This window comes from Staphylococcus agnetis (assembly GCF_011466855.1).
Taxonomy (GTDB): domain Bacteria; phylum Bacillota; class Bacilli; order Staphylococcales; family Staphylococcaceae; genus Staphylococcus; species Staphylococcus agnetis.
Window position 1 is genome coordinate 1,097,359 of sequence record NZ_CP045927.1, and the last position, 26,995, is coordinate 1,124,353.

A 26,995-nucleotide genomic window follows, 5' to 3' on the forward strand; every position below is an offset into this window, starting at 1 on the left:
ATTATTTCGTTTTAGGTTTTTTAGCCAAATGCATTGCAGCTACCCCACCTGTGAAGCGGCGTACTTTCACATTTTCAAATGCTACAGATTCAAAAAGCTTCTTTAAAGTTTCACTGTCAGGAAAATCAAATGCGGACTGTTGCAACCATTCATACTCTTGTTTTGATTTTGCAAATATCTTACCGAATAAAGGCATAATAAACTTAAAATAAAGCTTATATCCCTGCTTAAATATTGGTGCTGTCGGTTGACTGGTTTCTAAACAAACGACCATGCCACCTGGTTTTAAAACACGGTACATTTCAGATAATGCTTTAGTATAGTCAGGAATATTACGTAAACCAAAGCCGATTGTTACATAATCAAAGCTATTATCATCAAAAGGTAATGCCATCGCATCACCTTGGACAAGGCGGATATTAGACATATTAGATGTTTTTGCTTCGCCTACTTTTAACATATTTTCACTAAAGTCCAATCCCGTCACTTCTCCTGATGGTCCAACCGCCTTGCTTAAAGCAATTGTCCAATCAGCAGTGCCGCAACATACATCTAATGCAGTTGAACCTGGTTGTACATTCATTTCCTTCATCACTTTTTTACGCCAAACTTTATGTTGTTCGAAACTGATAATGTTATTAAGTTTATCGTACTTACCTGAAATGTTTTGAAAAACTTCATGTACTTGTTCTTTATTCGCTTTATTCTTCATTTAAACCACTCCATTATAATGATATTTTGAGTGTAACGTTTGGATTACTTTTGAAATTTCCTCTTCAGTAAAGAAATTGAGGTATGTGAGTTGTTCGAGTTTGATTTGATTGATCACAGCTTGACGGATGGTTGCGCGTTCGTCATTTAGCTGGTAAATATCAATGAGTGCTTCAATTAAACATAACTCAACAAGTATGATGGTTTCTAATAATTCAGTTTGGGAAATTTGTTGATAGTTATGTTGTAAATGAGATTTTAACGCATTCATATGAATCAGTGCGTCACTGATTAATTTTTGAAATTGTGTCGATTGAATTTGAGCGATTAAATTGTAATAGTGCGCACTGTATAAGTCGCCTATTAAAATGGCATCGCGTTCATATTTATAATAACTAATGCGATCTAGATGTGTCATAGCCGTGTAAATCGAAAATACGGCATCCTTTGATAATTCTGGAATATCAAGACGATCTAAAATCTCACTTAAATCATGATTGATATAGACATTTTTAGGTTTATGTATTTGAAATAATATTTGATCAATTTGTTTTTCTAAGCGTTCAAATGTTTTGCGCATCAGTCACACCCCAATTTATAATCACTCTCTATATTAACATTAACAATATGAAAATTAAATCTGTATTGTTTCGTAAAATGGTGAAACTTACATGATTATGTTAAAACGGTTTCAAAGCTTATTTATTATGTATCACTTGGGTATGTATGACAAAAAAAGATAAGTATAAAATAAGAAAAAAGCCCTATTAAAAAGGGCTTTCTAAGTAAATAATTGAATTATTTCACTGCATCTTTTAAAGCTTTACCTGCTTTGAAAGCTGGAACTTTGCTTGCAGGAATATCAATTTCTTTACCTGTTTGAGGGTTACGTCCTTTACGTGCTGCACGCTCACGTACCTCAAAGTTACCGAAACCGATTAATTGTACTTTGTCACCTTTTGCTAGTGATTTTTGAATTGATTCGAAAACGGCATCAACAGCTTGACCAGCTTCCTTTTTAGTTAAGTCAGCTTGTTCAGCTACAGCGTTGATTAAGTCAGTTTTGTTCATGTCAATTCACCTCCTAAAGGTTTATGTAATGATAATTCAATTATCATTATGCTATGACTTTAACACAAGCAATAGCGGTACTGCAACGATTTATACAAGAAAAACACTGATTTAATGCGTTTTTCTTAAAAATTGATTGTATTTAAGTTACAAGTACCTCAAATTGTGTGGAAAAGTTGTAAAATACACCAAGAATTGGCGTTACGCATATAGATACGCGCTTTTATTGTACCCTTTAGCTTAACGCCATAAACAGTCATTTTACAAAAAAATTATAAATTTGGAGTTATTCAGCTTTTTTATCTCTGCCCATTAAGATTTTCAATTCTTTTTCTACAGGTTGATCTTCAAATAAAACGCGGTACAATGCTTTAGTAATTGGCATTTCTACACCTTCTTGTTGTGCGAGGTTATAAACAGATTGTGTTGTATACACACCTTCAGCCACCATGTTCATATCTTTTAAAATGTCATCAAGCTTTTGACCTTTACCAAGTTTGTACCCCAATGAAAAGTTTCGAGAATGCGTAGATGTACAAGTAACGATGAGGTCGCCGATACCGCCTAGACCTTGAAAAGTCAGAGGGTCAGCACCTAATTTAACGCCTAAACGTGTGATTTCAGCAAGTCCGCGCGTGATTAAGGCAGCTTTTGCGTTATCTCCATAGCCCATGCCTGATACAACACCACTCGCTATGGCGATAATATTTTTGAGCGCGCCTCCAAGTTCCACACCTACTAAATCATCATTCGTATATACGCGTAAGTAATCTGTCATAAATAGGTCTTGAATTAATTGGCGTAACTTAGGATTTTCAGATGCGGCAGCAACTGTAGTCGGTTGTTTAATAACAACTTCTTCTGCATGACTTGGGCCTGATAAAATGCCAATGCCAGCATTAAAGTCAGGTGAGATGGTATCTTCGAGCATTTCGGAAACACGTTTGAATGTACCATTCTCAATACCTTTCGTCACATGGATGAATGATTTCTTAGAGTGAAGCTTTTCGTTCACTTGACCCATCACTTCTCGAATCGCTTTTGTAGGTAATGCAATAATAAAAATATCTGAATGGTCGATTGCTGCGTCCAAATGTGTTGTTGCTTTAATTGAAGTATCCAATTGTGCATCTTTTAAATAATTTACATTTGTGTGTTGTGTATTGATTTCATCGATAGTAGATTGGTTTTTCCCCCACATTAATACATGGTGTTTATTTTCAGCTAGGACGTTGGCAAGTGCACTACCAAAACTTCCTGTACCAAATACTGTTATATTGCTCATTTTGATTCCTCCGAATTTAATTTCGTTTTCTAGCAATGATATGAACCGGCGTACCTTCGAATCCGAACGCTTGTCGTATCTGATTTTCTAAATAGCGTTTATAGGAGAAGTGTAGCAATTCTACATCATTCACAAACACTACAAATGTCGGTGGTTCTATGGCAACTTGCGTAGCGTAAAAAACATTTAATCGACGGCCTTTATCCGTCGGTGTTGGATTCATTGAAATCGCGTCTGTAATCACTTCGTTTAAAGTCGAACTTTGGACACGCTTCTTATGGTTTTCGCTTGCTTCATTGATTAATGGGAATAATGTTTGCAAACGTGCACGTTCTTTAGCAGATACGAATGCAATTTGAGCATAATCTAAGAATTGGAAGTTTTGACGAATATCATCCATAAATTTTTTCATTGTTTTACTATCTTTTTCAACAGTGTCCCATTTATTAACAACGATAACAATCGCTTTTCCTTCTTCATGTGCATACCCTGCGACACGCTTATCTTGTTCGATTATACCCGTTTCAGCATCTATGACTACAAGTACAACATTAGAACGTTCTATCGCTTTTAATGCGCGCAATACGGAATATTTTTCAGTAGATTCGTATACTTTGCCTTTTTTACGCATCCCTGCTGTATCAATCAATACATATTTTTGATCATCATATGTGTATTCTGTATCGATTGCATCACGTGTAGTTCCAGCCACATTTGAAACAATCACTCGCTCCTCACCAAGTATGGCATTGACAAGGCTAGATTTTCCTACATTTGGGCGTCCGATTAATGAGAGACGAATTGTATCTTCATCATATTCATCTTCAATGTCTTCTTTAAAGTGGCGTGCAACAGCATCGAGTAAATCTCCTAAACCTAAGCCGTGAGAACCTGATAATGGATAGGGTTCACCAAACCCTAATGAATAAAAATCATAAATATCATTTCTCATTTCAGGATTATCAACTTTATTTACAGCTAGAACAACTGGTTTTTTTGATTTATAAAGCATTTGTGCAACCATTTCGTCGCTTTGTGTTAGGCCCTCGCGCACGTTAACCATAAAAATGATGACGTCTGCTTCTTCTATTGCGAGTTCTGCTTGCGCTCTAATTTGAGTTTGAAATGGTGCATCTCCGATTTCAATACCGCCTGTATCTATAATATTAAATTCATGTGTAAGCCAATCGCCACTTGAATAAATTCTGTCTCGTGTAACACCTGGTGTATCTTCAACGATTGAAACACGTTCCCCAACGATGCGATTGAAAATTGTTGATTTCCCTACATTTGGTCTTCCAACAATCGCTACAACTGGTTTCGTCATGATTGTTCTTCCTCTCTTTAAATATCCTTATTATTTTAGCATAAAGAATTGTCATTTTAAAAGGACGTATGTAAGACTGTTTTTATTTACATACTCGACACACATACATATGTTCATTCCCTTAAAAGTCTAAATATGAATGGGTTGCATCATTGTTCATTATATCATGGACAGGCCTTTTGATTAAAAATAAAAAAGCAGAGACATACGAGATGCATGTCTCTGCCAAAAAGATTATAAATTTAAGTCTTTTAATTTATCTCCGAACACATCACCGAGTGTTGGATTATTTTCATTTTCATCCTCAGAAGATTGAGTGTAAGATTTTGTTGTTTCTTCAGATGCTTCATTAGTTTCTTCTTGAGGTAATGCAGCTTTAATCGAAAGTGAAATGCGTTCTTCTTCAGGATTAATACCTAAAATTTTAACTTTAACTGCTTGTCCTGGTTCCAATACTTCATTTGGTGTACCAATATGTTTGTGACTAATTTCAGAGATGTGAACTAACCCTTGTAAGCCTTTATCAATTTCTACAAAAGCACCAAAGTTAGCGAGTCTCATCACTTTACCGTCAACAATGTCACCCTCACTGTAAGTCTCTTGAATTGTTTCAAAAGGGCTCGGTAACGTATCTTTAATAGATAATGAAATGCGTTCTGAGTCTTGTTCAACAGAGCGAACTTTCACTTTTACAGTATCACCAATTGAAACAACTTCCTCAGGTGATTTAACGTGTTCATGAGATAACTCAGATACGTGTACTAAACCATCTACGCCACCAAGATCAATAAATGCACCAAAGTTTGTTAATCGTGCAACTTTTCCTTCGATTACGTCGCCAGCTTTAATAGATTTTAACAGTTCTTCTTTTTTCTTTGCGTTTTCTTCTGCTTCTACAGCTTTACGGCTTAGGATGACACGATTATTAGATGGGTCAAGTTCTTCTACTTTTAATTCAAGAACTTTACCTTCATAATCTGAGAAATCTTCAATGAAATCAGTTGAAATTAGCGATGCCGGAATGAAACCTCTTTGTCCAACGTCAACAACCAAGCCACCTTTAACAACTTCTGTTACTTTGGCTTCAATTGTTTCATTATTATCTAATTTTTCTTGTAGAAATGCATATGATTTCTCTTCTTCTAATTGTCTTTTTGAAAGAATGTAACTACCTGTGTCGTTGTCTTCATCTACTTCGATTTTAGTTACATATGCTCCAATTTCATCTCCGACTTTTACTACTTCATTTGCATTATCAATATGATGAGTTGATAACTGGCTTATTGGGATGATTCCGTTATATTTTCCGCCATTAACGTGTACAACAACATGTTTATCTTCAATTTGTTGTACCTCGCCTGTTACCTTATCGCCCTCTTTAATGTCTTTAATCATTGATTCATTGAATTCTTCAGTCATCATGAATGCCTCCTTATACTACTACATAATACTAACATCTTATAAAAGTGTAAAATTGTCAAGAAATTTAGATAAGTTAGAATTAAGCGCTTTGAGAATACAAAATGAGTAAAATTTTTAGAAAAAATAAAAATGCATCATAGAATATGACAATATACGATGGTCTCGACCTGTAAAAATTAAATTCTGTATTTTTACTGGTGTTACGCTTAAAACTGAACTAAAAAAATTTAGTTTATTTGATTTTGTGCCGATCGAGCTAATGAAATGATGCGTTCTGTAACTTGCTCAATCGTTAAGCCAGTTGTATCAATTTCAATCGCATCGTCAGCTTTTCTAAGTGGTGAGATTTCACGGTTCATGTCATAGGCATCACGCTCAGCAATGTCTTTCATAAGTTGTTCGTATGTTGCATCAATACCACGTGCTTCGTTGTCTTTTAAACGACGCATCGCACGTTCTTCGACAGATGCAATCATATAAACTTTTAATTCTGCATTTGGAAGTACTGTTGTACCAATATCACGCCCGTCCATGACAATTCCTTTTTCAATCGCAAGCTTTTGTTGCGCTTCAACTAAAAATTCACGAACTTCCTGCATTGAGGAGACATAAGAAACATTTTGTGTGACGTCATTTTCTCTTAAATAATCTGTTATATCTTCGTCTTGAAGAAGTACACGTTGCCCTTTATCAGGGTCATAAATTAATTCAAGTTGAATATTTGAGATAAGGTCTTTAAAATTTGTAAATTGTGATTTGTTTTTTAAATAATGGTAAGTGATTGCACGATACATCGCTCCTGTATCGACATAAATCATTCCTAATTGTGCAGCAACATGTTTTGCAATTGTACTTTTACCTGCTGCAGCGGGGCCATCTAAAGCAATATTTATAGCTGTCATTCTATACCTTCCTTGTTGTTTAGTTAATAATATTTTATCATAATAACGTACGTTTTATCGAGGAGGAAACATATGAAATCATTATTAGTGATTCATACGGGTGGTACAATCAGTATGTCAGAAGATGAATCTAACAGAGTTTCAACAAATGATGAAAATCCAATTGCGCAGCATCAAAATGTCATTGAAAGATATGCTGAGATAGATGAAATGATGCCTTTTAATGTCCCTTCACCCCATATGAATTTAACACATGTAAAAACGCTGAAGTCACTTATCGAACAATATGCGTCTCGCTATGACGGTTTTGTCATTACACATGGGACAGATACGCTTGAAGAAACTGCGTATTTATTAGATTTAACAGTTGCAACTTCAAAACCTGTCATTTTAACAGGTGCGATGCGTTCATCAAATGAAATCGGATCAGATGGATTATATAATTTTATTTCAGCGATTCGTGTAGCAATTCATGATCAATCCTATGATAAAGGGGTCATGGTTGTTTTTAATGATGAGATCCATACCGCACGTAATGTTACAAAAACACATACTTCTAATACAAACACTTTCCAAAGCCCTAATCATGGTCCCTTAGGGGTCATTACAAAATCCGGAATTTTATTTCACCATAAACCATATAGACAAGAAGTATTAACGACGATTGATGAAAGTTTAAATGTTGCTTTAATAAAAGCGCATATGGGGATGGGAAGTGAAATGCTCTCCTATTACGCACACAATAACGTAGATGGGATTGTGATTGAAGCATTGGGTCAAGGGAACCTCCCTCCAACTGCTATGGCTGGATTAAATGAATGTTTAGAGAAAGATATCCCAGTTGTATTAGTGTCGCGTTCTTTTAACGGTATTGTAAGTGCTGTATATGCATATGAGGGAGGCGGACACCAATTACATCAAAAAGGTGTGATATTTTCTAACGGACTGAATGGTCAAAAAGCACGACTCAAATTACTTGTGGCGCTCAGTCAACAATTGGCGAATGATGATTTGCGAATTTACTTTAATAAATAATAAAAACTGTCGATCTTTTAAATGATCGGCAGTTTTTTATTATTATGATTCAAGAGGGGCTTGTTTTTTAGATAAAATATCATTTGCAATATCGTTGGCATGATACTTACCATTTTCAATAAAAATGGTATTCGCATCGTTACCTGCAGCAATAACACCTGCAATATAACAGTTATGCACATTTGTTTCATACGTATCTTTGTTATAAACAGGTGCTGTTCCAAATTCATTTGTACGCGTTTCGATACCAATCGCATTTAAAAATTCATAATCTGGATGATATCCTATCATTGCAAAAACATAGTCATTATGGATGGTTTCAGTTACACCTTGCGTTTCAAAAGTGACGCTATCTTCAGTAATTTGAGTAACATGACTGTTAAAGTGCATTTTAATATTATTACGACGTACAAGTGAATCAAAATTAGGCAAAATCCATGGTTTGATCGAAGGTGAATAATCAGCACCACGATAAATGACAGTTACACGTGCACCAGCTTTTTCTAATTCGATTGCAGCATCTACCGCTGAGTTTTTTCCTCCAATAATTACGACGTCTTGATCAAAATAAGGATGTGCTTCTTTAAAGTAATGCATGACTTTAGGTAGGGTTGCACCATCTACCTCTAAAGTATTATGTTGCCCGTAATAGCCTGTTGCAACAGTTAGAAAACGACATTGATAGACATTTTTAGTTGTAGTAATAGTAAAATGATCGTCTATTTTACGAACCGTTAACACTTCTTCAAACGCGTTAATCGATAATTGATGATGTTTCACGACTTCACGATAATAAACAAGCGCTTGATTTCTACGTGGTTTTAAATCCTCAACGATGAATGGTACATCCCCAATACTTAACTTATCACTTGATGAGAAAAACGTTTGATGCGTTGGATAATGATAAATAGCATTAACGATATTCCCCTTCTCTATAATCAAAGTCTCAATACCCTTTTTCTTTTGTTCAATTGCAGCGCTCAATCCACAAGGTCCGCCGCCTATAATGATACTTTCAATTTTAATCATAATTCGCGATTCCTAATCACGACAGGTGCGTCAATGAAGATAGGAATCTACCTCCTTACCGTACTAAACGATGACATCGTTCTCATTTGTCCATGATATATTATAGCAATATCATGGTTAGAACAAAATGGAAATGTTTGTTGTTTATAAAGTTGACAATCTTTGCGATTTTTACAGAAATCATAAAAAGTGATGCAAAAATATCTTGAATTTTTACATCACTTTGAAAATTTATTTTTTATTTGTTTATGGAATAATTAAGTGTTGTCCATTGCTGATGTTGTTGCCAGAAATACCGTTGGCTCTTCTAATTTTTTCAACATTTTCAGGTGACCCATTACCATAGTAGCGTATAGCTATACGGTATAAGTTTTCATTACCCGAAACTGTATGTGATTGTCCACCCGCTTGGTTTTGCTGGTTTTGATTTTGTGTATTTTGATTTTGTGGTGTTTGACCTTGCTGATTCATAGCGTTTTGTTGATTGTTTTGTTGTGAAGGGTCATTACTTTGAGAAGTAGCGTCTTCATTTGAATTTTTATCTTTAGACGCATTATCTTTTTGAGCTTTGTCTTTATCAGCTTCTTTATCTTTAGTTTCTTTATCTTTAGCTTTATCATTTTTAGCTACTTCTGTTTGTTTGCCCTTATCGTGGTTATCATTAATACCTTGGTTAAATAAATACATTCCACCAAATATCGCTAAAGCACCTAACAATAGTAATGCGGCAAGAAGCGGTATGATACGTTTTAGACAACCGCCACGTTTTTCTTTTCCGTGATTATCATGACCATGTCCATGGTTCGCACCAGTAGCAGCGCCTGTCCCCGCCAACTCTTTATTACGGGAACGGTTATGATTTTCTTTTTTATCATGATGATGTTTAGCAGCGGCGCCGGCTACACCAGCAGCGGCAGCACCCGCAGCAACTTTTTTACCATTGTGCTTTTGACGGTCGTCATGTTTAGGATCACGATGTGCATCTTCTTGAGAACGTGAATTGACATCATTTTGATTATGACGTTGTGCCTCTTTTTTATCATGATGGTGTTTAGCAGCAGCGCCGGCAACTCCAGCAGCGGCAGTACTCGTAGCAACTTTTTTACCATTGTGCTTTTGACGGTCGTCATGTTTAGGCTCACGATGTGCATCTTCTTGAGAACGTGAATTGACATCATTTTGATTATGACGTTGTGTCTCTTTTTTATCATGATGATGTTTAGCAGCAGCGCCGGCAACTCCAGCAGCGGCAGTACCCGTAGCAACTTTTTTACCATTGTGCTTTTGAAGGTCGTCATGTTTAGGATCACGATGTGCATCTTCTTTAGAACGTGAATTGACGTCATTTTGATTGTGACGTTGTGCCTCTTTTTTATCATGATGGTGTTTAGCAGCAGCGCCGGCAACACCGGCAGTGGCAGCACCTGCAGCAACTTTTTTACCTTTAAGGTCACGTTGAGATGTATGTACATCTTCTTGGGTCGTTTCATGTCGTTTAGCATGACGATGATTGGCGTCAATTTGTTTGGATTGTTTATCCAATGTTTCATTGTCGAGGTTTGTGCTACGATGTTGGTCTTCCTTAGGTGAAGCGCTTATATTGCGTGATCTTTCACGAGTATCGTCATTCGACGGAGATGTTGATGAACTATATTGTGTTCCAACATGTTTTCGAACCGCATGCTCTGTTTCATTCTCAGTCTTCGGTGTATCATCATATTGTATTTGTTCACGATGTCGGCCACCGTGATGTTCTGGACGTCCATCGTCACGTGTATGATGACGCGTAACCTGCGCATCGTCTTTAGCGTAATCTCTAATTTTTTCACCTCGTTGAGATGCTTGATTATGTGACTGAGTCTGTACATCACGTTGATCATCATGAGAAGATGACTTTTTGTTGACGAAGCCCCCAAGAATCCCAGGACGTTTACCTTGTCCTTCGTGTGATGTTTGTTCATCATTGTTATCGGAATGTGCCTTGACATCTGATGGTTGGCCTAAATCACGTTTACGGTGACGTCGTGATGCGTTTCTAGGTGGAAAATGCTGATGTTCATTTTTAACATCAAATGAAGTTTCATCTTGATCTGTCTCTTTATGAGTTGGTTCAGATTGATTTGGTTTAATTTCTTGACGATTACGTTCAAAATCATCCTTAAAATTATCTTTTGACAAAGTATTCACCCTTTCTATTACTGTATATATAGCTTATCTTGAAACATTTAAAACATCATTTTGCGATTTAATTACTGTTTTCAAAAAGTAGCTAAAATGAACAGTAAACCATCCCCTGGATCATCATAGTTGTGTATTAATTATAGCGATTTTAAAAATGCAAAGTAAAGTGAATTGAAGCTAATCGAGTAAACTTTTGAGCTTTTCTATATAATTTAATTGCCTTTTTACTTTTTTGCCATTTTTTTCTGTGATCTGAAATATATTGTCACATATATCGCAACAATGTTGTTCTTGTACTTCCGTCGTATTAAAGTAACGTAGTATTACGGCACGACGACATTGTTGAGTCATTATAAAATGCATCATATGTCTATATGCACGATGCTTTAATTGTGATTGATTACTAAAAATTTGTGCTAATGTGTTGATTTGAAAACGTTGCCTCAACGTTTCGATAATCTGTCGCTTTTCTTCATCGATAAGTTGTCCTTGTTCATACAGAGTGATATCTGTTTGATCAATGGCATTTAACGTCATTAAGTTTTCCATCAAATACTGGTCATCTGGTTGATACAATAATATGGCTTGGCTTAACGCCCCGTCACGCCCTGCTCTGCCAATTTCCTGGATATAACTTGATGGACTGTAAGGTGCATGAAAATGAACGACAGATCTAATATTCGGTTTATTAATGCCCATTCCAAACGCACTTGTTGCGACAATGATTTTGATTTCATTGTTTATAAATTGATGTTGAACGGTTTGACGTTCTTGATAAGATAAATCTCCATGATAAAGACCTGTCAAATGTCCTGCTTCATAAATACGCCCTGCTAAATGTAGGCCCACTTTTTTTGAAGAAACGTAAATAATGGTCGGCCCACTGTCTTCAATGAATCCTAAAAGCCAATTTAGTTTCTCTTCATATGAGTCCATAAACTTCACATTTAATGAGATATTCGAACGGTTTACGCTTGAATCATATAGTTCAAATGGTAGTTCTATGACAGTGGTGAGATCATGTAGCAATTGAGGCGTAGCCGTTGCTGTTAATGCGAGTATTGTGGTGTCTTTAAAATAACGAATGACATGACCTATGAGGGCATAATGTGGTCTGAAATCAAATCCCCATTCTGATAAGCAATGTGCCTCATCTAGAACAATTAATCCAAAGTTTAAATGTTTAAAACGGTTAAAATGATGTGGTTGCATGAGTAACTCAGGGCTTACAAAAATAAAGCGTGCAGTTGTAAGTTGTTTAAAAGCAAGCTGTCTTTCACGCTCTTCCATACCTGAATGGATCGCAACAACACGACGTTCACCATTCATTTTCATCTGCATGACCTGATCATCCATTAAAGATATAAGTGGTGAAATAATAAGCGTTGGTTCTCCTTTGATATATGTAGGGAGTTGATAACATAAACTTTTACCACTCCCTGTTGGTAATACACCTAACGTATGGTGACCGTCCATAACATTTTTAATAATATCTTTTTGTCCAGGTTTGAATGAATCGAATCCAAAATAATGTTTTAGCGCTTTATTCAGCATGGTAGACTCCTTTGGAAATATAAATAATAATTAATTTGATTTCAAAGTAGCTAAACATATCAAATGTATTTTTATAGAATTTTAAACGTTGTTTTGGGTGTTTATGATAATAATGAATAAAATCATTAAGAGCTGCTGTATCTGATATGAAATGTGAAATGTCAGTAAGATAGCCATTTATAAATAAGTCGACGATATGATCATATACGGTATTAATAGAGATTTGATGCATTTTCGATATTTGATCAATCGAATGGCCATTATTTAAATCACAATATGTTCGATATACTGCTTTAGAGACGTTTAAGGATGCGCAACATTGTGATAAGATTGGAAAGCGATTTGAATCTTTTAAAATATCAGTAAGATAAAATAAATCTAAATAAATAGCGCGTGTGCATGTGTCGTTATCCATGCCCTCAATCAATGAAACCTGATGTGGCGTATACATAGATTCATCATAACCTGTTAAAAAATAATGAAGAATAGACGTTGTGTGACATAAATTTAATGCTTTAAATACATCGTAAATTTCAGATTTAACATCCGCTTCAAGATGATTTTTTTTAATATAAAAGAACATATGTCTAACGTGCTCGTGAATATGTACGTGAGATGTGGTTGGCATGAATTGTGGCTGTTGATGCTGCATGTTTGAAAGTGTTTGAATCAGTAATTGTACACATTCAAACGTATGTGTTAACGTTTCATACGTTACTTCATTTGATGTCGGTATATTTTGGGGCGTATACGTTTCTTCAAGAATAGTTTGATACGTATCCCATGTTAAATTTTTATTTAAACCATATAAAGAAAAAAGCTTTAGGGAAACAGCATCAAAAAAAGTTTGATGTGATTTTTTACCTATGATAATATTATATATGCTTTTTTCAGTTTTATATGGTGAGGCTTGAGTATAAGCATATTGAATTAAAGTTTTCATAGTTTGGCCCTCATTCTATAAACGAAAATATTGAAAATTAATTTACACCCATCTACAATAAAATTATAATGTGAGTGTGATACTTTGAAAAGGGAGGCGAAAAATTTGGCTAAATACACAATCGTGGATATGGATACTTGTATCGCATGTGGAGCATGTGGTGCTGCTGCGCCTGACATATATGACTATGATGACGAAGGTATCGCATATGTTATCCTAGACGATAACCAAGGGACTAAAGCTGTGCCAGAAGAATTATATGAGGATCTTGAAGATGCATTTGAGGGTTGTCCAACTGATTCTATAAAAGTGGAGGAAGAACCTTTTGACGGTGATGCACTTAAGTTTGAATAGTAATATCATTTCAATGATATGATATAGATGAATAAAGAACACTCGAGCGATAAGGTAAGGATGCGCTTGAGTGTTCTTTAATTTACAATTTAAGTAAAGAAAGGCTTTATCAATGATATTAAACTTTTAAAACTTTAGAAATACGAGGATATAGAAGTAAAAATATAATTGAAATTAATAAACCTTTGATTAAATTAAATGGGATAATTCCAGCGGTAATGATCACCTTCAAATTATGAACAATATCCGTTAGATTCATAATTAAGCCATACAATGGTAAAAGTACAAAATAATTCATTACGCTTAAAACCATTGTCATCACAATTGTTGCAACGACTAACCCTAGAATTAAAGCACGTTGAGTACGGGATTTTTTGTAAATCACGTAACTCGTTAATAAGAAACTACATCCTGCTAAAAAGTTAGCTACTGGTCCCACTGGATCACTCATATTAAAGAAAAAGTTGAGTAGATTTTTAATTAATTCTACTAGAATACCTGCGACAGGACCAAATAAAAATGTTGCTATGAGTGCAGGGATATCACTAAAGTCAATCGTTAAATACGGTGGTAAAAATGGTAATGGGAATTTTAAAAACATTAATACAAATGCTATGGCGCTTAACATTCCCACGATAATCATACGTCTCGTTTGACGTTGTTTCATAATGGTCCCCCCTTTACTGATTAGAATTTCGAAGTGTTTGAAATTGATTATAAACCATTTTGAAAGCATGTGTAATGATGATACTTGGTTTAAGTCCCTGAATGACAAATGGAAAATATTATACTTGTCTTTTTGGTAACTTTATTTTAAATTGTGTTCCGATATTCACTTTACTCATAACGGAAATATGCCCGCCATGCGCTTCTACAATCATGCGTGTAATAAACAATCCTAATCCTGTCCCTTGTTTGCCACGCTTTCTTGACGCATCAACTTTATAAAAGCGTTCGAACACTTTCTCAAGGTGTTCTGGAGAAATTCCGACACCCGTATCTGACACAGTTAAAATATAATCAGTTTCTGTTTCTGATGCTGAAATAGAAATGCGGTCACCTGGCTTCGTATGTCTTGCGGCATTGTCGACTAAATTTGTTAAAACTTGTTCCATACGATCAAAATCGTAATGCCAGTTGTGTGTCATAATGCCATCCATTTGAAAGTTTAAAGTTAAACCTAAATCTAATGCTTCTTGTTTATATTTAATTGCCATCTTTTGAATTAAATCATTCATCGGTTGTTCTGTTTTGCTCACTGTTACGCCTTCTGCATCAATTCTCGCGACATCTAGTAATTCATTAACAAGTCGAGATAGACGTCTTGATTCATCTAAGACAATAAGTAGAAACTCTTTGATTTCGTCAGGCTCAGTAACGACACCATCCACAATAGACTCCGTATAACCTTGTAATAACGAGATAGGTGTACGTAACTCATGTGAAACACTTGCAATGAAATCTTTTTTAACTTGATCCATATGGTGTTCATTGGTCATATCACGCATCACGACAACTAAACCACTTTCTCCTGTTGGTTGAATGCGTTCGATATAACTCATAATGATGACAAAATAGCGTTTATTAATCTCATATTCTTCGTATTCTGTACGTCTCGTTTTGAAAGTTTGATTCGCTTGAGCGTCATATTTTGCTTTGAGTTCTTTTGGCATTTCTTGTAATAAGTTTGTAGCCAGTTGATTTGATAAAATGATTTCTCGACGGTGGTTCATCCCGAGAACCCCTTCGACCATCGCATCAATTAAAGTGTCACGAATATTTTTAGACGTTGTGATCGCATCGATATGCGTTTGAATATTACGACTCATTTTATTAAACGTCATTGCTAATGCACCAATTTCATCTTTTGTTTGAACGGGTACACGTTTCGCATAATTACCTCTCGCTACTTCTCTAGCTTGGTTTTTCAATTCTCTTAATGGATTTGTAATTCTTGTAGATAAAAAGAATGCGAATACCGTTGAAATGCCCAAGAAAATGAGTGCTGTAATTAATATAATAATTGTGATGACATTGTTCGTGTCTTCAATACTTTTTAAATCTTGATAAATAAATACTGCCGATGCTTGACCTTTATAATCTTTCGATGGATATCCAAGTAATACATAAGTACGATCGATGCCTTTAACGTTAACCGTGACATGTTGAAGCACCGATTTTTTCTCAGAGAGTACTTTGTCAAACGCTTTATTCTCTTTGATTTCCTCAAGCATTTTTTCTTTGATTGAGTTCGAATCTTTTAAATTAACAAAGTCAGGTATGATGATTAATCCTTTATTTTTTTCCAACATAATATCACTTTGTCGAATGGCACTTTGTCTATCTTTACTTTCATCTAACACTTGATTAATACTTTTCGCATTTTCAAATAGTGTATTTTCAGTTTGTTGCGTGAAATAATACTGCATAAAGGTAATGAGTGCTGCACTCAATAAAATTAAAACTGTCGTTACTATTAATAAAATAGTTAACCACAGTTTTATGACCACATTATTCAGGCGCTTCATTATTTTCATTGACTTCAAATTTATAGCCAACGCCCCAAACTGTTTGAATCATTTGCGCAGCATCACTTGATACACGATTGAGCTTTTCACGCAAACGCTTCACATGTGTATCTACAGTTCTTAAGTCACCATAAAATTCATAATGCCAAACTTCTTTTAATAATTGTTCACGATCAAACACTTTATTCGGTGTTTTGGCTAAGTATATTAACAATTCATATTCTTTCGGAGTTAAATTAACAGGTGTTTCATCCGCTAAAACTTTATGCGCATCGTTATCGATTGTCAAGTGTTTAAATGAAATCACGTCACGCGCATGTGGCTCATTATGATCAGTGAGTTGAGATTGCGTGCGACGTAATAATGCCTTAACACGTAATACCACTTCTCTAGGTGAAAATGGCTTGACGATATAATCGTCTGCACCAGATTCAAAGCCTTCAACACGGTTATTTTCTTCACCTTTAGCTGTCAACATGATAATAGGTGTTTCTTTCGTTTCGCGTAACATTGTAGCGACTTCTATACCATCTCGCTTAGGTAACATTAAATCTAGTAAGATACACGCGTAATCATGCGCTTGCGCGAGCTGGAGTGCTTCTTCACCATCTGTAGCTTCAACGACTTGATAGCCTTCTCTTTCAAGATATATTTTTAATAATTTTCTGATACGTTCTTCATCATCCACGACTAAAATTTCGTTAGTCATTATGACATACCTCCCACGCCTACTTACAATTCATTCCTATGACTAGTATAGCATATGGAATGTTTAAATAGATAATCAAACAATAATACTAAGATTATAATAAGCTAGATTTCAAATTTTGTGCAATTTATTTGGTGGAGCCTTGATTAGCGAGTTGGCGCAACGTTTTAACCTCATGAGGGGATAATACGCGCCCTTCACCAGCACCTAAGCCTTTTAAATCAAGAGGACCAAATGAAACGCGAGAAAGTTTGGTCACTTTAAAACCAAAGTGTTCAAACATACGGCGCACTTGTCGATTGCGTCCCTCAGTAATTGTAATTTCAATGAGTGACGTGTTTTTTGTTTTGTCCTGTTTTTTCACTTTAACTTTAGCGGGTTGTGTCATACCATCTTCGAGTTGAATACCACTTTCTAAAGCTTTTACTTGTTCACGTAAAATATAACCCTCAATTTTAGCAATATACGTTTTAGGAATTTTATATCTCGGATGGGTCATTAAATTCGTAAATTCCCCATCGTTAGTTAATAATAGAACGCCTGACGTATCATAATCTAAACGTCCAACTGGGTAAATGCGCGTATCAAGGTCGTCAAAGTAATCTGTAACAACTTTTCTTCCTCTGTCATCTGATACACTCGTAATCACTTGAGTCGGTTTGTAAAACAAAATGTATAACTTATCCTCAAGTTCTAATGGAATACCTTCGACACTTACGCGGTCTGAAGGGCTTACTTTCGTCCCAAGTTCTGTGACGACTTTGCCATTGACCTCTACTTTGCCTTCAAGAATTAATGTTTCAGCTTTACGTCTAGATGTATAACCGCTGTTCGCGATACGTTTTTGTAATCGTTCAAATTGTGTCATTCTGTTGCTCCTTTCTGATTTACGAGCTCACTAAAAAAGTTTTCTATTTCTTCTTCATCTTCATCTGTTGTAGGTAGCGCATCTAAAGATTTCAAACCGAAGACATTTAAAAATAAATCTGTTGTATATAAATGTTGACCACGTGTTTCCGGGTGCTGTTTGGGTTCAATTAATCCTTTAGCTATTAATGTTTTCACAGGACCATCTGAATTAATACCACGAATCATTTCAATATCGCTTCGAATCATAGGTTGATTGTAAGCGATAATTGCGAGGACCTCCATAGCAGCTTGTGAGAGCTTAGCTTTCCCTTTATTGACAATCAGCGCTTCTATGTATGGTTCCGCTTCTTCAACAGTCGTTAAAACCAATGTTTCTCCGAATTGTTGTAAAGTTAACCCATCAATATGAAAGTAATCTATATATGTCGTTAATTGCGTATCATTAACTTCTAAAATATCAGCCAATTGTTTACGGTCAATGCCATCTTCCCCTACAGTATACAAGATGGCTGTCATGATTTCGTTATGATTTAAAGTCATAATTGACTCCTTTAGTAATATTAAAATTGTGGAAAGCTTCTGTTTGTTGGATTTGTATCATGCCTGTTTTAGCCATTTCGAGTAATGCTAAAAAATGTGTCACAACATGTTCTATCGTTTCTTTAAATGTAAATAAGTCAAAAAATGTAATGGATTGCTGTTGTTGTAATTTTGAATGAATATGTGCTGTAGATTGTTGAATGGTATACGTTTCTTTTCTAATTTGAACTTGAGTCGGTTTTTTTAACGCAACACGTGTTTTCATTTTCTGATAGGCCACAATTAATTCGGTTAAGTCGATGGTTGTGTCCTCTGACAAACGTTCTGATTTTTCATAATGAGATAAATCAGACGGCGTTTTCGTATATAAATGCGCACGTGCTTCTTTCTTTGAATCTAATAACGATGCATATGCTTTAAAATTTTGATACTCAATCAATTTCTCTACAAGTTCTTCTCGTGGATCCTCTTCATCTGCATCACTTTGTTCTATGTCAGGCAATAACATGCGACTTTTAATCATTAAAAGTTCGCTCGCTACAACTAAATACTCACTTGCAACGTTAATTTCAAGCTGATTCATCGCATGAATATATTGCATATATTGTTCTGTTAATGCTTTCATCGGAATATCATAAATATCGATTTCAAATTCTTTAATTAAATGGAGTAATAAATCTAAAGGACCATTAAAGGCGTCTAATTTCACCTCATACATGCGCGTTTGCCTCATTTCTTATTGCAAGTTGGATGCATTGTATCCGAAAGTATTATAGCATGTTTATGAGTAACAATAAATTTTGGAGTGATACATTTGCATCAACAACTTATGGAATTTTATGTACAATTTCATCAAAAACAACATTATTTCTTATGTCACGATATATTAGAAGAAGCATGGAAAGCACAACCCACATTTTCAAAAGATGATCCTGTAGTGGCGCTGATTCTTTTAGCAACCGCATGTTATCATCATCGTAGAGGCAATTTTAAAGGTGCGCATCGTTCATATAAAAAAGCGTTAACTGTTTGTCGTCATCATGATAAATTAACGTATCAAGCCTTAGGTGTAGATTATCATCAATTTGAAAATGAATTGCGGCAATTGATTGAAAGCACTGAACAAAAAGAACGCTACACCCCTATTGTTATCCCATTAACAGCAGAGATGACGCAAAATATTTTACATCACTATCCTAATTATCATCTGTTAAAGACAGTCATATCGTCACCTTATATTTTACATCATCATAAATTACGTAATCGCGATGATGTGATCAAAGCGCGCGCGCGTGCATTGCAAAATAAAAAACGTTAGCTTAAAAAATAAGTTAACGTTTAAGCACGTGGATGAAATGCTTGATACATTTTTCTAATTTGGGTTTTCGAGACATGCGTATATAATTGTGTCGTAGAAATATCAGAATGACCGAGCATTTCTTGCACAGCTCGTAAATCTGCCCCATTTTCAAGTAAATGTGTTGCAAATGAATGTCTTAACGTATGAGGAGTGAGCCGTTTTTGAATGCCAGCTTTTTGGCCTGTTTGTTTGATCATTTTCCATATCCCTTGACGTGTTAATGGCTTGCCATGCATATTTAGAAACAATGTATGCGTAACATGTTTTTTTAACAATTGAGGGCGTACGGTTTCTATATATTTTTGAAGAAAATCAATTACCGTTTCACCTAACGGGACAATGCGCTCTTTATTCCCTTTACCAAAAACTCTAACAAAGCCCATCATCAAATTAATATCCTCAACTTCAATACTTATCAATTCCGACACACGCATACCCGTCGCATATAAAAGTTCTAACATTGTACGGTCTCGATAGCCATTGTTTTTAGAAATGTCGGGCGTACAAAGCAATAAATCAATTTCTTCTATAGATAATACATCAGGTAATTTACGTTCGTATTTCGGTGTTTCAATTAGAACGGTTGGATCATTCGATGCGTATTTTTCACGTAAGGCAAATTGATGAAAGCTTCTAATTGTAGAGGTGAATCGTGCAATTGATTTAGTAGATCGCCCTTCATCATGTAAGACGCCGAACCATTGTTGTAACGTCTGACGGTCTACGAAATCCAAATGCGTGATTTTACGCTCTTGTAAATAATTTAAATAATGATTTAAATCTCGTCGATATGCTGCGATTGTATTTTCGGACAATCCTTTTTCAAGTTGTATAAATCTTAAATATTCATCGACAACGTCTTGCATTCAATCACCTTCATTTCATTATCAAAGTTGAGTGATTTATTTCGATTTATTTTTGTTTTGACATGTGTTACAGATGCCATGAAATGTTAGGCGATGGTCTAAAATTTTAAAATTAAATTCTCGTTCCACACGTTCTTCTACTTGTGGTAATAAATCTTCATCGATTTCATCTACACGACCACACTCCATACAAACTAAATGATGATGGAAGTGTTCAGACCCTTCTTTACGTAAGTCAAAGCGTGCCACACCGTCACCAAAACTCACTTTATCGACAACTTTTAAGTCAGCTAAAAGTTCTAATGTACGGTAAACGGTAGCTAAGCCAATTTCTGGTGCTTTTTCTTTAACTTTTAAGTAAACGTCCTCCGCGCTTAAATGGTCTGCCTCGTTTTCAATTAATACTCTTACAGTCGCTTCCCTTTGCGGTGTAAGTTTATATGAAGATTGTTGTAATTGTTGCTTCACGCGATTTAATCGTTCTTCCACGGAAGCTTCACCCCTCTACTGAAATTTAAAATCATTATAATGTGTATGAATTACTTGTATTAAATTAACAGTAATTGAGAAAAAAAGCAACCCTTTAGAACAGTTATTTAGAATGATTATAATTTGATAATAGATATTGAAATGCGATTAATGTTTTGGCATCCTTGATTTGACGATGTTTAACTGCTTTTTCAACTTCGTCTAAGGTATAATAGATTTTCTCAACAAATTCATCTTCATCTAATTGTATTTGGCCTTTTTCTAAATGGTTCGCAAAATAAATTGAAATGAGTTCATTGGTAAAACCAGGCGCTCCATACACTTCACCTATGAGTTTAAGTTCGTCTGCAATGTAGCCTGTTTCTTCTTCAAGTTCTCTTTTAGCAGCGTTGATGCGACTTTCATTAGGTTCTAATTTACCAGCGGGAATTTCTAATAAAGTATCTTCTAATGCTTTACGATACTGTTTAACCAAAATTACTTTCTGATCAGGCGTTAAAGCGCATATCGCAACTGCACCGTTATGTTTTACAACTTCTCGGTAGGATGTTTCTTGATTAGGAAGTTCTACTAAATGTTTTTCAACTGTAATGATTTTACCTTCATACAGCGTTTCTTTAGAAAGCGTTTTTTCCTCAAATGACATGATAGGTCTCTCCTTTTCATTTATCCCGTAGGTTTGCTATGATGAATATGATTAAATTTTAACGGAAGGTGTGTACCTATGCAAAAGAATACTTTAAAAAGTGGTCTTCAATTGTCAGAATTAGGACTCGGTTGTATGAGTCTTGGAACAGATTTCGAACAAGCGCAAGCGATTATTGAGACAGCTTTGGAATCAGGCATCACCTATTTTGATACAGCGGATATTTATGACAAAGGGGTCAACGAGGATATTGTAGGTAAAGCCTTGAAACCTTATCAACATCGTGATGAGATTGTGATTGGTACTAAAGTAGGCAATCATTTAAAAGAAAATGGAGAAACGTACTGGGACCCTTCTAAACAATATATAAAAGAAAACGTCAAACAATCTTTAAGACGATTACAATTGGATTATCTTGATTTATATATGCTTCACGGAGGAACAATTGATGATCCGTTAGATGAAACCATTAGTGCCTTTGACGAATTGAAACAAGAAGGTCTCATTAAAGCATACGGTATTTCCTCTATTCGTCCTAACGTCATTCATTATTATTTACAACATAGTAATATAGAAACGATTATGTCTCAATTTAGTTTAATTGATAACAGACCAGAAGCCCTTTTAAAAGATATCGAGGCTAAAGGTGTGAAAGTGCTAGCAAGAGGACCTGTATTTAAAGGTTTACTAACAGATAACTATGAAAAAGCTTTAAATGAAAAGTTTGAAGATGGCATTTTTGATTATACGAATGAGGAACTTAAAGAAACAATTGAATCATTACATCACGTTGAACCTCATCTTTCAGCATTGACCTTTAATTACTTAAAATCATTTGATGCGTTAGGCTCTATCATTACCGGTGCAAGCACTCCAGAACAAATTAGAGATAATGTGAAACACTATGAGATGAATATTTCATCAGATAATATTCAGCGTGCTCGCGAATTAGTAAAAAATTTAGAGTATGAACAACATTTAAATTAAAAAAAGAACCCCCGTTATACCACTTAGTATATCGGGGGTTCAACTGTGTTAGCTGAGCTCAATTGTTGATATTATTTTCTTCTTTTAAAGATAAAGAAAATACCAAGCCCAATACATGCAATAACAACCCAAGTGATCCAAGATTGCATTAAAGCCTTACCTGTATTAGGTAATTCACTAATGAATTTAGGAATACCAGGCTTCGGTTGCTCGGATGTTTTCGGAGATTCTGACGGTGTATCTGGTTGTTTAGGTTTATTCGGTTTTTCTTCATTCGGTTTGTCAGGATCAACTGGTGTTGAAGGATCTTTGAATTGATTTGTAATCACTAAGTTACCCATGTCATCGTTATTGACACTTACGTTATAATGCTCAAGTTGTGTGCGCTCTTGAACAGTATAAACAATCTCTTTACCTTTAACTTTTTCATCGAGATCTTGCCACGTATATGTCCAATCATTTTTATCATTTAATGTAATAGTTTTACCTGTTGGTTTACCGTTAGCTAATAATTCTACCTCAATAGATGCCGGACGTTGTTTGTTTTTATCTTGTTGGTCGTCCCAGCGTTTAGTCACAGTTGCTGATGTTTTACCTGGCGTATACGTATTCGTAATCGTTGTGCCATCGATAGTTGTCGTATAATCATCTACATGGTCTTCTGTGACGCTGTAATGGATAGCTTTACCGTCTTCGTATTTTGGTAAATCATGGAATGCATATGTCCAATTTGAAGTGGCATCTACAGTTTTCGTATCAACTTCTTCGCCATTCTTTAATAAGTTGACTTTAATGTGTTCAGGACGTTTACCGTCTTGATTATCATGATCTTTCCAAACTTTTTCACCTTCAACTTTTGTCGTTTCAGGCGTATAAGCGTTTGTTATGATTAAGTTACCTATATTGTCATTATTAATAGTAGTATCGTAATCTTTGACCTTTGTTGTTTCTTTTACTGTGTATTGAATGTCTTTGCCTTTTGCTTTTTCATCAAGATCTTGCCACGTGTGTGTCCAATCATTGTCAATATCTAACGTTGCTGTTTTGCCAGTTGGTTCACCGTTAGCTAAAAGTTCGACTTCAATAGACTTCGAACGTTTGCCATCTTGGTTGTTATTGTCTTCCCAATTTTTAGTCACAGTCGCCGAAGTTTTACCTGGTGTATATTTATTTGTGATTGTCGTGCCGTCAATCGTTGTAGAGTAATCTTCCACATGATCTTCAGTGACTGTGTATTGAATTTCCTCACCGTTGTCATATTTTGGTAAATCATTAAATGCGTAAGACCAATCTGAAGATGCGTCTACTGTTTTAGCATCAATTTTTTCACCATTTTTAAGTAGATTGATTGTGACAGTATCAGGACGTTTATGATCTTGATTGTCTTTATCATCCCAAACCTTTTTACCTTCGACTTTAGTTGTTTCAGGTTTGTGAGTGTTCGTTAAAATCACATTACCAATGTTGGTGTCATCAATAGTTGATGTATAACCATTGATATTAGAAAATTCTTTAACAGTGTACGATATGGCTTTACCTTGGCTTTTCTCATCTAAATCTTGCCACGTATGTGTCCAGTCATTACTTTCTGATAAAGTCGCTTTTTCACCTGTCGCTTTACCATTGGCATATAATTCAACTTGAATTGAACCAGGACGTTGTCCATCTTGGTTATTTTTATCTTCCCAGTTTTTAGTAACGGTAGCTGTTGTTTTACCTGGTGTATATTTATTCGTGATAGTCGTACCATTAATCGTTGTAGAGTAATCTTCAACATGGTCTTCTGTTACCGTATAATCAATAAGTTGTCCATTTTCATACTTAGGTAAATTTGAAAATGCATAACTCCAATTAGAAGCGGCATTTACTGTTTGTGAATCAACTTTTTCACCATTTTTTAATAAGTTTACAGTAACTGACTCAGGACGTTTACCGTCTTGATTGTCTTTATCATCCCAAACTTTCGTGCCGTTGACTTCAGTTGTTTCAGGTGTATATTCATTTGTGATGATTAAATTTCCTATGTTGCTGTTATCAATGGATGTTGCATAACCATTTACTTTAGAAAGTTCTTTGACGGTATATGTAATGGCTTTACCTTGAGACTTTTCATCCAAATCTTTCCAAGTGTATGACCATTCATTATCCGCATTTAATGTAGCAGTTTTGTTCGTTGACACACCATCTGCAAGAAGTTCAACTTGAATTGAGCCAGGACGTTTACCATCTTGGTTATTCTTGTCTTCCCAGTCTTTAGTGACAGTAGCAGTTGTTTTGCCAGGTGTGTATTTATTTGTAATCGTCGTGTCATTAATCGTTGTAGAATAATCATTAACATGATCTTCTGTTACAGTATATTCAATCGCTTTGCCGTTGTCATATTTTGGTAAATTAGTAAATTCATACTGCCAATTTGTATCTTTAGTGACAGTTTCAGATTTTATCTTTTCACCATTAGCGAGTAAATTGACAGTTACAGAATTCGGACGTTTACCGTCTTGATCATTATTGTCATCCCAAACTTTTTTGCCTGATACAGAAGTTGTTTCGATAGGTTTTTCAGTATTCGTTACCGTTAAGCCCTCTTCTTTCTTTGTATAGCCTTCTGGTGTGACATCGTTCCCTTGAGCATCAACTTCTTTTACATAATAGTCTATCGCTTTACCATCTTTATCTAATTCAGGTAAGGCACTCCATGTTACCTCTGTTGTTCCGTTTTCTAATTTTTTAATATCTGCATTAGGTACGGCAACTTCATTATTGTTAGCATCTTTTTGAAATAATTTAAAATATACAGTTGGATGAGGAGTCTTAGTGCCATCCCAAACTTTCTTAGCTGTTACATCTTTCGTTTTCTCTGCTGCTTTAGAGTTGTCTATTTTAATGAAGTAACCTTGTGTATCAGTATCTTTAAGTTCGAACGGATATTCCTTGTTTTTATCAAATACATAAGGTGATGGCGCTTCAATCTCTTTAATAATATATTTTCCGCTTGGCAAATTTTTAATATTAGCAAGACCTTGCGCATCCGTAACTAATTCTCTAGGATTACTTCCATCCTCGTTAGTTAAAGTAAATTTAACATTTTGGATAGGTTGTTGCGTATCTTTATCCAACTTTTGGATTTTCAATTCCCCTTTAACAGTTCCTTGAATCCCAGCATTAGCGCTAATGTTTTGCACAGTGTAATCAAATGATTTACCTGCAACTTCTGGCTGATTGTGTTCTTGGTACCATGCCTGAGTCTTATTTACAAATTCTTTTTGAGAATCATTTGTGATTTTTGTTTTATAACTTATCGTAAAGTTATTGTACGAAGCGTAGCCTTGCGGAATTATAACATCAATAGTATTGTTTGTTTCATTAATACTTAACACGGAACCAGGATAGTACTTTTCAAAATCTGATATTACATTTTCACCCGTAAAATAGTTTGGATGTGTACCCTGCACTTGTATTGTAAGTGAACTTAGATTTAATTTTTGACCGCCCTGTATTTGGTCACTTATTCTAACTTCTTTTACAACAGCACTTTTTTCGTTGTTAATGTTAAGAAACCAACGGACATTTTCAGTATCATTCGGTAACATATCCCCTGTTTTATAGTAGAAGACACCACCAGTACCTGCTTCTCCTTTAGTAACTGATAATTCTACAGTTTTTGTACCAGAACTTATTGTACCTGTTTTAGTATCAGAGCTAGTTGTATTTGTTAAATTTCTACCTTGTACTTCAAATTCAGCAAAACCCGAGACATCGTTTAAATTATCTACATTTTGATTAAAAGTAATTGTAGCACCTTCAGGAGTAATGACTGCTTGTCCTACAACGGTACCCTTAACATCTAATGGAACAGTTTTACTATAACCTTCTATCTTAACATCTCCATAGTTTGGCCAAGTAACTTTAATTGTATCGCCGTTTTGAATTTTCCTAGCTTTGTCATTAAATTCTACTCGCACTTTCGTCTTATCTCCGTCATTTATTTGCGGAGATGATACAGACAAACTTGTTACATTTCTAGAAGAAATGTCACTGGCTGCGGTAACGTTACTAGTATGAAATATTGGTGCTAAAACATTTAATAATAATACAAAGACCATAAAAACCAATATTTTTCTGTTCATCATATTCCCCCATTTTTCAAAATATTTAGTAATACAAATATTACTAACCAAATTATATA

The 26,995-nt window shown here is 35.1% G+C and carries 25 protein-coding genes; 4 read left to right on the forward strand and 21 right to left on the reverse strand.

The genetic code is table 11. From position 1 onward, the window contains the following. Position 1: 1 nt before the first annotated feature. From GJE18_RS05440 to cmk, 7 genes are all read right to left on the reverse strand, one after another. The gene (locus GJE18_RS05440) at positions 2-712 is read right to left on the reverse strand and encodes a demethylmenaquinone methyltransferase (RefSeq protein WP_037564286.1); all 711 of its coding nucleotides are present in this window, start codon (positions 710-712) and stop codon (positions 2-4) included. Further along, positions 713-1,291, reverse strand: a complete 579-nt coding sequence (locus tag GJE18_RS05445; protein ID WP_107368677.1) for a hypothetical protein — start codon at positions 1,289-1,291, stop codon at positions 713-715. A gap of 218 nt (positions 1,292-1,509) precedes the next feature. Then, a complete protein-coding gene (locus tag GJE18_RS05450; RefSeq protein WP_037564282.1) occupies positions 1,510-1,782 on the reverse strand; it encodes an HU family DNA-binding protein in 273 nt (90 codons plus the stop codon). Between the two features lie 286 nt (positions 1,783-2,068). Further along, on the reverse strand, positions 2,069-3,067 hold the full coding sequence (locus tag GJE18_RS05455; protein WP_060551081.1) for an NAD(P)H-dependent glycerol-3-phosphate dehydrogenase: 999 nt from the start codon (positions 3,065-3,067) through the stop codon (positions 2,069-2,071). A gap of 16 nt (positions 3,068-3,083) precedes the next feature. Further along, positions 3,084-4,394 carry a ribosome biogenesis GTPase Der gene (der, locus tag GJE18_RS05460; protein ID WP_060551082.1) on the reverse strand — a complete coding sequence of 437 codons (1,311 nt, stop codon included), beginning with the start codon at positions 4,392-4,394 and terminating at the stop codon, positions 3,084-3,086. A gap of 234 nt (positions 4,395-4,628) precedes the next feature. After that, a complete protein-coding gene (gene rpsA / locus GJE18_RS05465) occupies positions 4,629-5,813 on the reverse strand; it encodes a 30S ribosomal protein S1 (RefSeq protein ID WP_060551083.1) in 1,185 nt (394 codons plus the stop codon). Positions 5,814-6,043: 230 nt separating this feature from the next. After that, entirely contained in the window at positions 6,044-6,718 is a 675-nt protein-coding gene (cmk, locus tag GJE18_RS05470) for a (d)CMP kinase (RefSeq protein ID WP_060551084.1), read from the reverse strand. 72 nt (positions 6,719-6,790) lie between these two features. On the opposite strand from cmk, the gene GJE18_RS05475 reads away from it, so the two are divergent. Next, the gene (locus tag GJE18_RS05475) at positions 6,791-7,753 is read left to right on the forward strand and encodes an asparaginase (RefSeq protein WP_107368678.1); all 963 of its coding nucleotides are present in this window, start codon (positions 6,791-6,793) and stop codon (positions 7,751-7,753) included. 42 nt (positions 7,754-7,795) lie between these two features. On the opposite strand, the gene ypdA is transcribed toward GJE18_RS05475, so the two are convergent. The 4 genes from ypdA to GJE18_RS05495 all read right to left on the reverse strand — a co-directional run bounded on the left by ypdA (position 7,796) and on the right by GJE18_RS05495 (position 13,460). Then, entirely contained in the window at positions 7,796-8,782 is a 987-nt protein-coding gene (ypdA, locus tag GJE18_RS05480; RefSeq protein ID WP_060551086.1) for a bacillithiol disulfide reductase YpdA, read from the reverse strand. 246 nt (positions 8,783-9,028) lie between these two features. Next, positions 9,029-10,960 (reverse strand): LysM peptidoglycan-binding domain-containing protein, encoded by a 1,932-nt coding sequence (locus GJE18_RS05485; RefSeq protein ID WP_107368679.1) that lies wholly within the window; start codon positions 10,958-10,960, stop codon positions 9,029-9,031. Between the two features lie 180 nt (positions 10,961-11,140). Then, complete coding sequence (locus tag GJE18_RS05490) at positions 11,141-12,517, reverse strand: RecQ family ATP-dependent DNA helicase (RefSeq protein ID WP_060551088.1); 1,377 nt, start codon at positions 12,515-12,517, stop codon at positions 11,141-11,143. Beyond that, a complete protein-coding gene (locus GJE18_RS05495) occupies positions 12,507-13,460 on the reverse strand; it encodes a helix-turn-helix domain-containing protein (protein WP_107368680.1) in 954 nt (317 codons plus the stop codon). Before GJE18_RS05495 ends, GJE18_RS05490 begins: the two co-directional genes overlap by 11 nt. Before the next feature lie 105 nt (positions 13,461-13,565). Here GJE18_RS05495 and GJE18_RS05500 point away from each other — a divergent pair, with 105 nt between their 5' ends. Beyond that, positions 13,566-13,814 carry a ferredoxin gene (locus GJE18_RS05500; RefSeq protein WP_037564263.1) on the forward strand — a complete coding sequence of 83 codons (249 nt, stop codon included), beginning with the start codon at positions 13,566-13,568 and terminating at the stop codon, positions 13,812-13,814. Between the two features lie 118 nt (positions 13,815-13,932). Here GJE18_RS05500 and GJE18_RS05505 read toward each other — a convergent pair whose 3' ends face one another. The 6 genes from GJE18_RS05505 to GJE18_RS05530 form a co-directional block, all read right to left on the reverse strand. After that, positions 13,933-14,481, reverse strand: coding sequence for an ECF transporter S component (locus GJE18_RS05505; protein ID WP_107368681.1), 549 nt, complete (start codon positions 14,479-14,481; stop codon positions 13,933-13,935). Positions 14,482-14,599: 118 nt separating this feature from the next. Then, positions 14,600-16,342, reverse strand: a complete 1,743-nt coding sequence (locus GJE18_RS05510) for an ATP-binding protein (RefSeq protein WP_060552477.1) — start codon at positions 16,340-16,342, stop codon at positions 14,600-14,602. Then, the gene (locus tag GJE18_RS05515; protein WP_060551091.1) at positions 16,326-17,051 is read right to left on the reverse strand and encodes a response regulator; all 726 of its coding nucleotides are present in this window, start codon (positions 17,049-17,051) and stop codon (positions 16,326-16,328) included. Before GJE18_RS05515 ends, GJE18_RS05510 begins: the two co-directional genes overlap by 17 nt. Before the next feature lie 127 nt (positions 17,052-17,178). Continuing rightward, a complete protein-coding gene (locus tag GJE18_RS05520; RefSeq protein WP_037564259.1) occupies positions 17,179-17,919 on the reverse strand; it encodes a pseudouridine synthase in 741 nt (246 codons plus the stop codon). After that, a complete protein-coding gene (gene scpB / locus GJE18_RS05525; protein ID WP_165886095.1) occupies positions 17,916-18,461 on the reverse strand; it encodes an SMC-Scp complex subunit ScpB in 546 nt (181 codons plus the stop codon). The genes GJE18_RS05520 and scpB overlap by 4 nt, the downstream gene beginning before the upstream one ends. Further along, entirely contained in the window at positions 18,445-19,179 is a 735-nt protein-coding gene (locus GJE18_RS05530; RefSeq protein ID WP_107368683.1) for a segregation and condensation protein A, read from the reverse strand. The genes scpB and GJE18_RS05530 overlap by 17 nt, the downstream gene beginning before the upstream one ends. A gap of 87 nt (positions 19,180-19,266) precedes the next feature. Between GJE18_RS05530 and GJE18_RS05535 the strand changes: the two genes are divergently transcribed. Continuing rightward, positions 19,267-19,779: a DUF309 domain-containing protein gene (locus GJE18_RS05535; RefSeq protein ID WP_370672141.1), complete on the forward strand. Its 513-nt coding sequence runs from the start codon at positions 19,267-19,269 to the stop codon at positions 19,777-19,779. Between the two features lie 20 nt (positions 19,780-19,799). Here the strand turns inward: GJE18_RS05535 and xerD are convergent, their stop codons facing one another. The 3 genes from xerD to GJE18_RS05550 form a co-directional block, all read right to left on the reverse strand. Next, positions 19,800-20,687 carry a site-specific tyrosine recombinase XerD gene (xerD, locus tag GJE18_RS05540; RefSeq protein WP_037564247.1) on the reverse strand — a complete coding sequence of 296 codons (888 nt, stop codon included), beginning with the start codon at positions 20,685-20,687 and terminating at the stop codon, positions 19,800-19,802. 36 nt (positions 20,688-20,723) lie between these two features. Then, complete coding sequence (gene fur / locus GJE18_RS05545; RefSeq protein WP_060551094.1) at positions 20,724-21,176, reverse strand: ferric iron uptake transcriptional regulator; 453 nt, start codon at positions 21,174-21,176, stop codon at positions 20,724-20,726. A 103-nt stretch (positions 21,177-21,279) separates the two neighbouring features. Next, positions 21,280-21,822, reverse strand: coding sequence for an NUDIX hydrolase (locus GJE18_RS05550; protein WP_060551095.1), 543 nt, complete (start codon positions 21,820-21,822; stop codon positions 21,280-21,282). A gap of 78 nt (positions 21,823-21,900) precedes the next feature. On the opposite strand from GJE18_RS05550, the gene GJE18_RS05555 reads away from it, so the two are divergent. Next, on the forward strand, positions 21,901-22,809 hold the full coding sequence (locus tag GJE18_RS05555; protein ID WP_107369016.1) for an aldo/keto reductase: 909 nt from the start codon (positions 21,901-21,903) through the stop codon (positions 22,807-22,809). 71 nt (positions 22,810-22,880) lie between these two features. Here GJE18_RS05555 and GJE18_RS05560 read toward each other — a convergent pair whose 3' ends face one another. Continuing rightward, complete coding sequence (locus tag GJE18_RS05560; RefSeq protein WP_165886096.1) at positions 22,881-26,936, reverse strand: Cna B-type domain-containing protein; 4,056 nt, start codon at positions 26,934-26,936, stop codon at positions 22,881-22,883. Positions 26,937-26,995 lie beyond the last annotated feature (59 nt).

Excerpts from the sequence above, each read along its gene's own strand:
- GJE18_RS05550 (WP_060551095.1), bottom strand. The coding sequence starts at position 21,822 with ATGTCATTTGAGGAAAAAACGCTTTCTAAAGAAACGCTGTATGAAGGT.
- xerD (WP_037564247.1), bottom strand. The coding sequence starts at position 20,687 with ATGCAAGACGTTGTCGATGAATATTTAAGATTTATACAACTTGAAAAA.
- GJE18_RS05475 (WP_107368678.1), top strand. The coding sequence starts at position 6,791 with ATGAAATCATTATTAGTGATTCATACGGGTGGTACAATCAGTATGTCA.
- GJE18_RS05520 (WP_037564259.1), bottom strand. The coding sequence starts at position 17,919 with ATGACACAATTTGAACGATTACAAAAACGTATCGCGAACAGCGGTTAT.
- GJE18_RS05530 (WP_107368683.1), bottom strand. The coding sequence starts at position 19,179 with ATGTATGAGGTGAAATTAGACGCCTTTAATGGTCCTTTAGATTTATTA.
- GJE18_RS05555 (WP_107369016.1), top strand. The coding sequence starts at position 21,901 with ATGCAAAAGAATACTTTAAAAAGTGGTCTTCAATTGTCAGAATTAGGA.
- GJE18_RS05510 (WP_060552477.1), bottom strand. The coding sequence starts at position 16,342 with ATGAAGCGCCTGAATAATGTGGTCATAAAACTGTGGTTAACTATTTTA.
- der (WP_060551082.1), bottom strand. The coding sequence starts at position 4,394 with ATGACGAAACCAGTTGTAGCGATTGTTGGAAGACCAAATGTAGGGAAA.
- GJE18_RS05445 (WP_107368677.1), bottom strand. The coding sequence starts at position 1,291 with ATGCGCAAAACATTTGAACGCTTAGAAAAACAAATTGATCAAATATTA.
- GJE18_RS05455 (WP_060551081.1), bottom strand. The coding sequence starts at position 3,067 with ATGAGCAATATAACAGTATTTGGTACAGGAAGTTTTGGTAGTGCACTT.
- GJE18_RS05515 (WP_060551091.1), bottom strand. The coding sequence starts at position 17,051 with ATGACTAACGAAATTTTAGTCGTGGATGATGAAGAACGTATCAGAAAA.
- GJE18_RS05560 (WP_165886096.1), bottom strand. The coding sequence starts at position 26,936 with ATGAACAGAAAAATATTGGTTTTTATGGTCTTTGTATTATTATTAAAT.
- rpsA (WP_060551083.1), bottom strand. The coding sequence starts at position 5,813 with ATGACTGAAGAATTCAATGAATCAATGATTAAAGACATTAAAGAGGGC.
- GJE18_RS05505 (WP_107368681.1), bottom strand. The coding sequence starts at position 14,481 with ATGAAACAACGTCAAACGAGACGTATGATTATCGTGGGAATGTTAAGC.
- GJE18_RS05450 (WP_037564282.1), bottom strand. The coding sequence starts at position 1,782 with ATGAACAAAACTGACTTAATCAACGCTGTAGCTGAACAAGCTGACTTA.
- ypdA (WP_060551086.1), bottom strand. The coding sequence starts at position 8,782 with ATGATTAAAATTGAAAGTATCATTATAGGCGGCGGACCTTGTGGATTG.
- cmk (WP_060551084.1), bottom strand. The coding sequence starts at position 6,718 with ATGACAGCTATAAATATTGCTTTAGATGGCCCCGCTGCAGCAGGTAAA.
- GJE18_RS05495 (WP_107368680.1), bottom strand. The coding sequence starts at position 13,460 with ATGAAAACTTTAATTCAATATGCTTATACTCAAGCCTCACCATATAAA.
- GJE18_RS05440 (WP_037564286.1), bottom strand. The coding sequence starts at position 712 with ATGAAGAATAAAGCGAATAAAGAACAAGTACATGAAGTTTTTCAAAAC.
- scpB (WP_165886095.1), bottom strand. The coding sequence starts at position 18,461 with ATGACTTTAAATCATAACGAAATCATGACAGCCATCTTGTATACTGTA.
- GJE18_RS05490 (WP_060551088.1), bottom strand. The coding sequence starts at position 12,517 with ATGCTGAATAAAGCGCTAAAACATTATTTTGGATTCGATTCATTCAAA.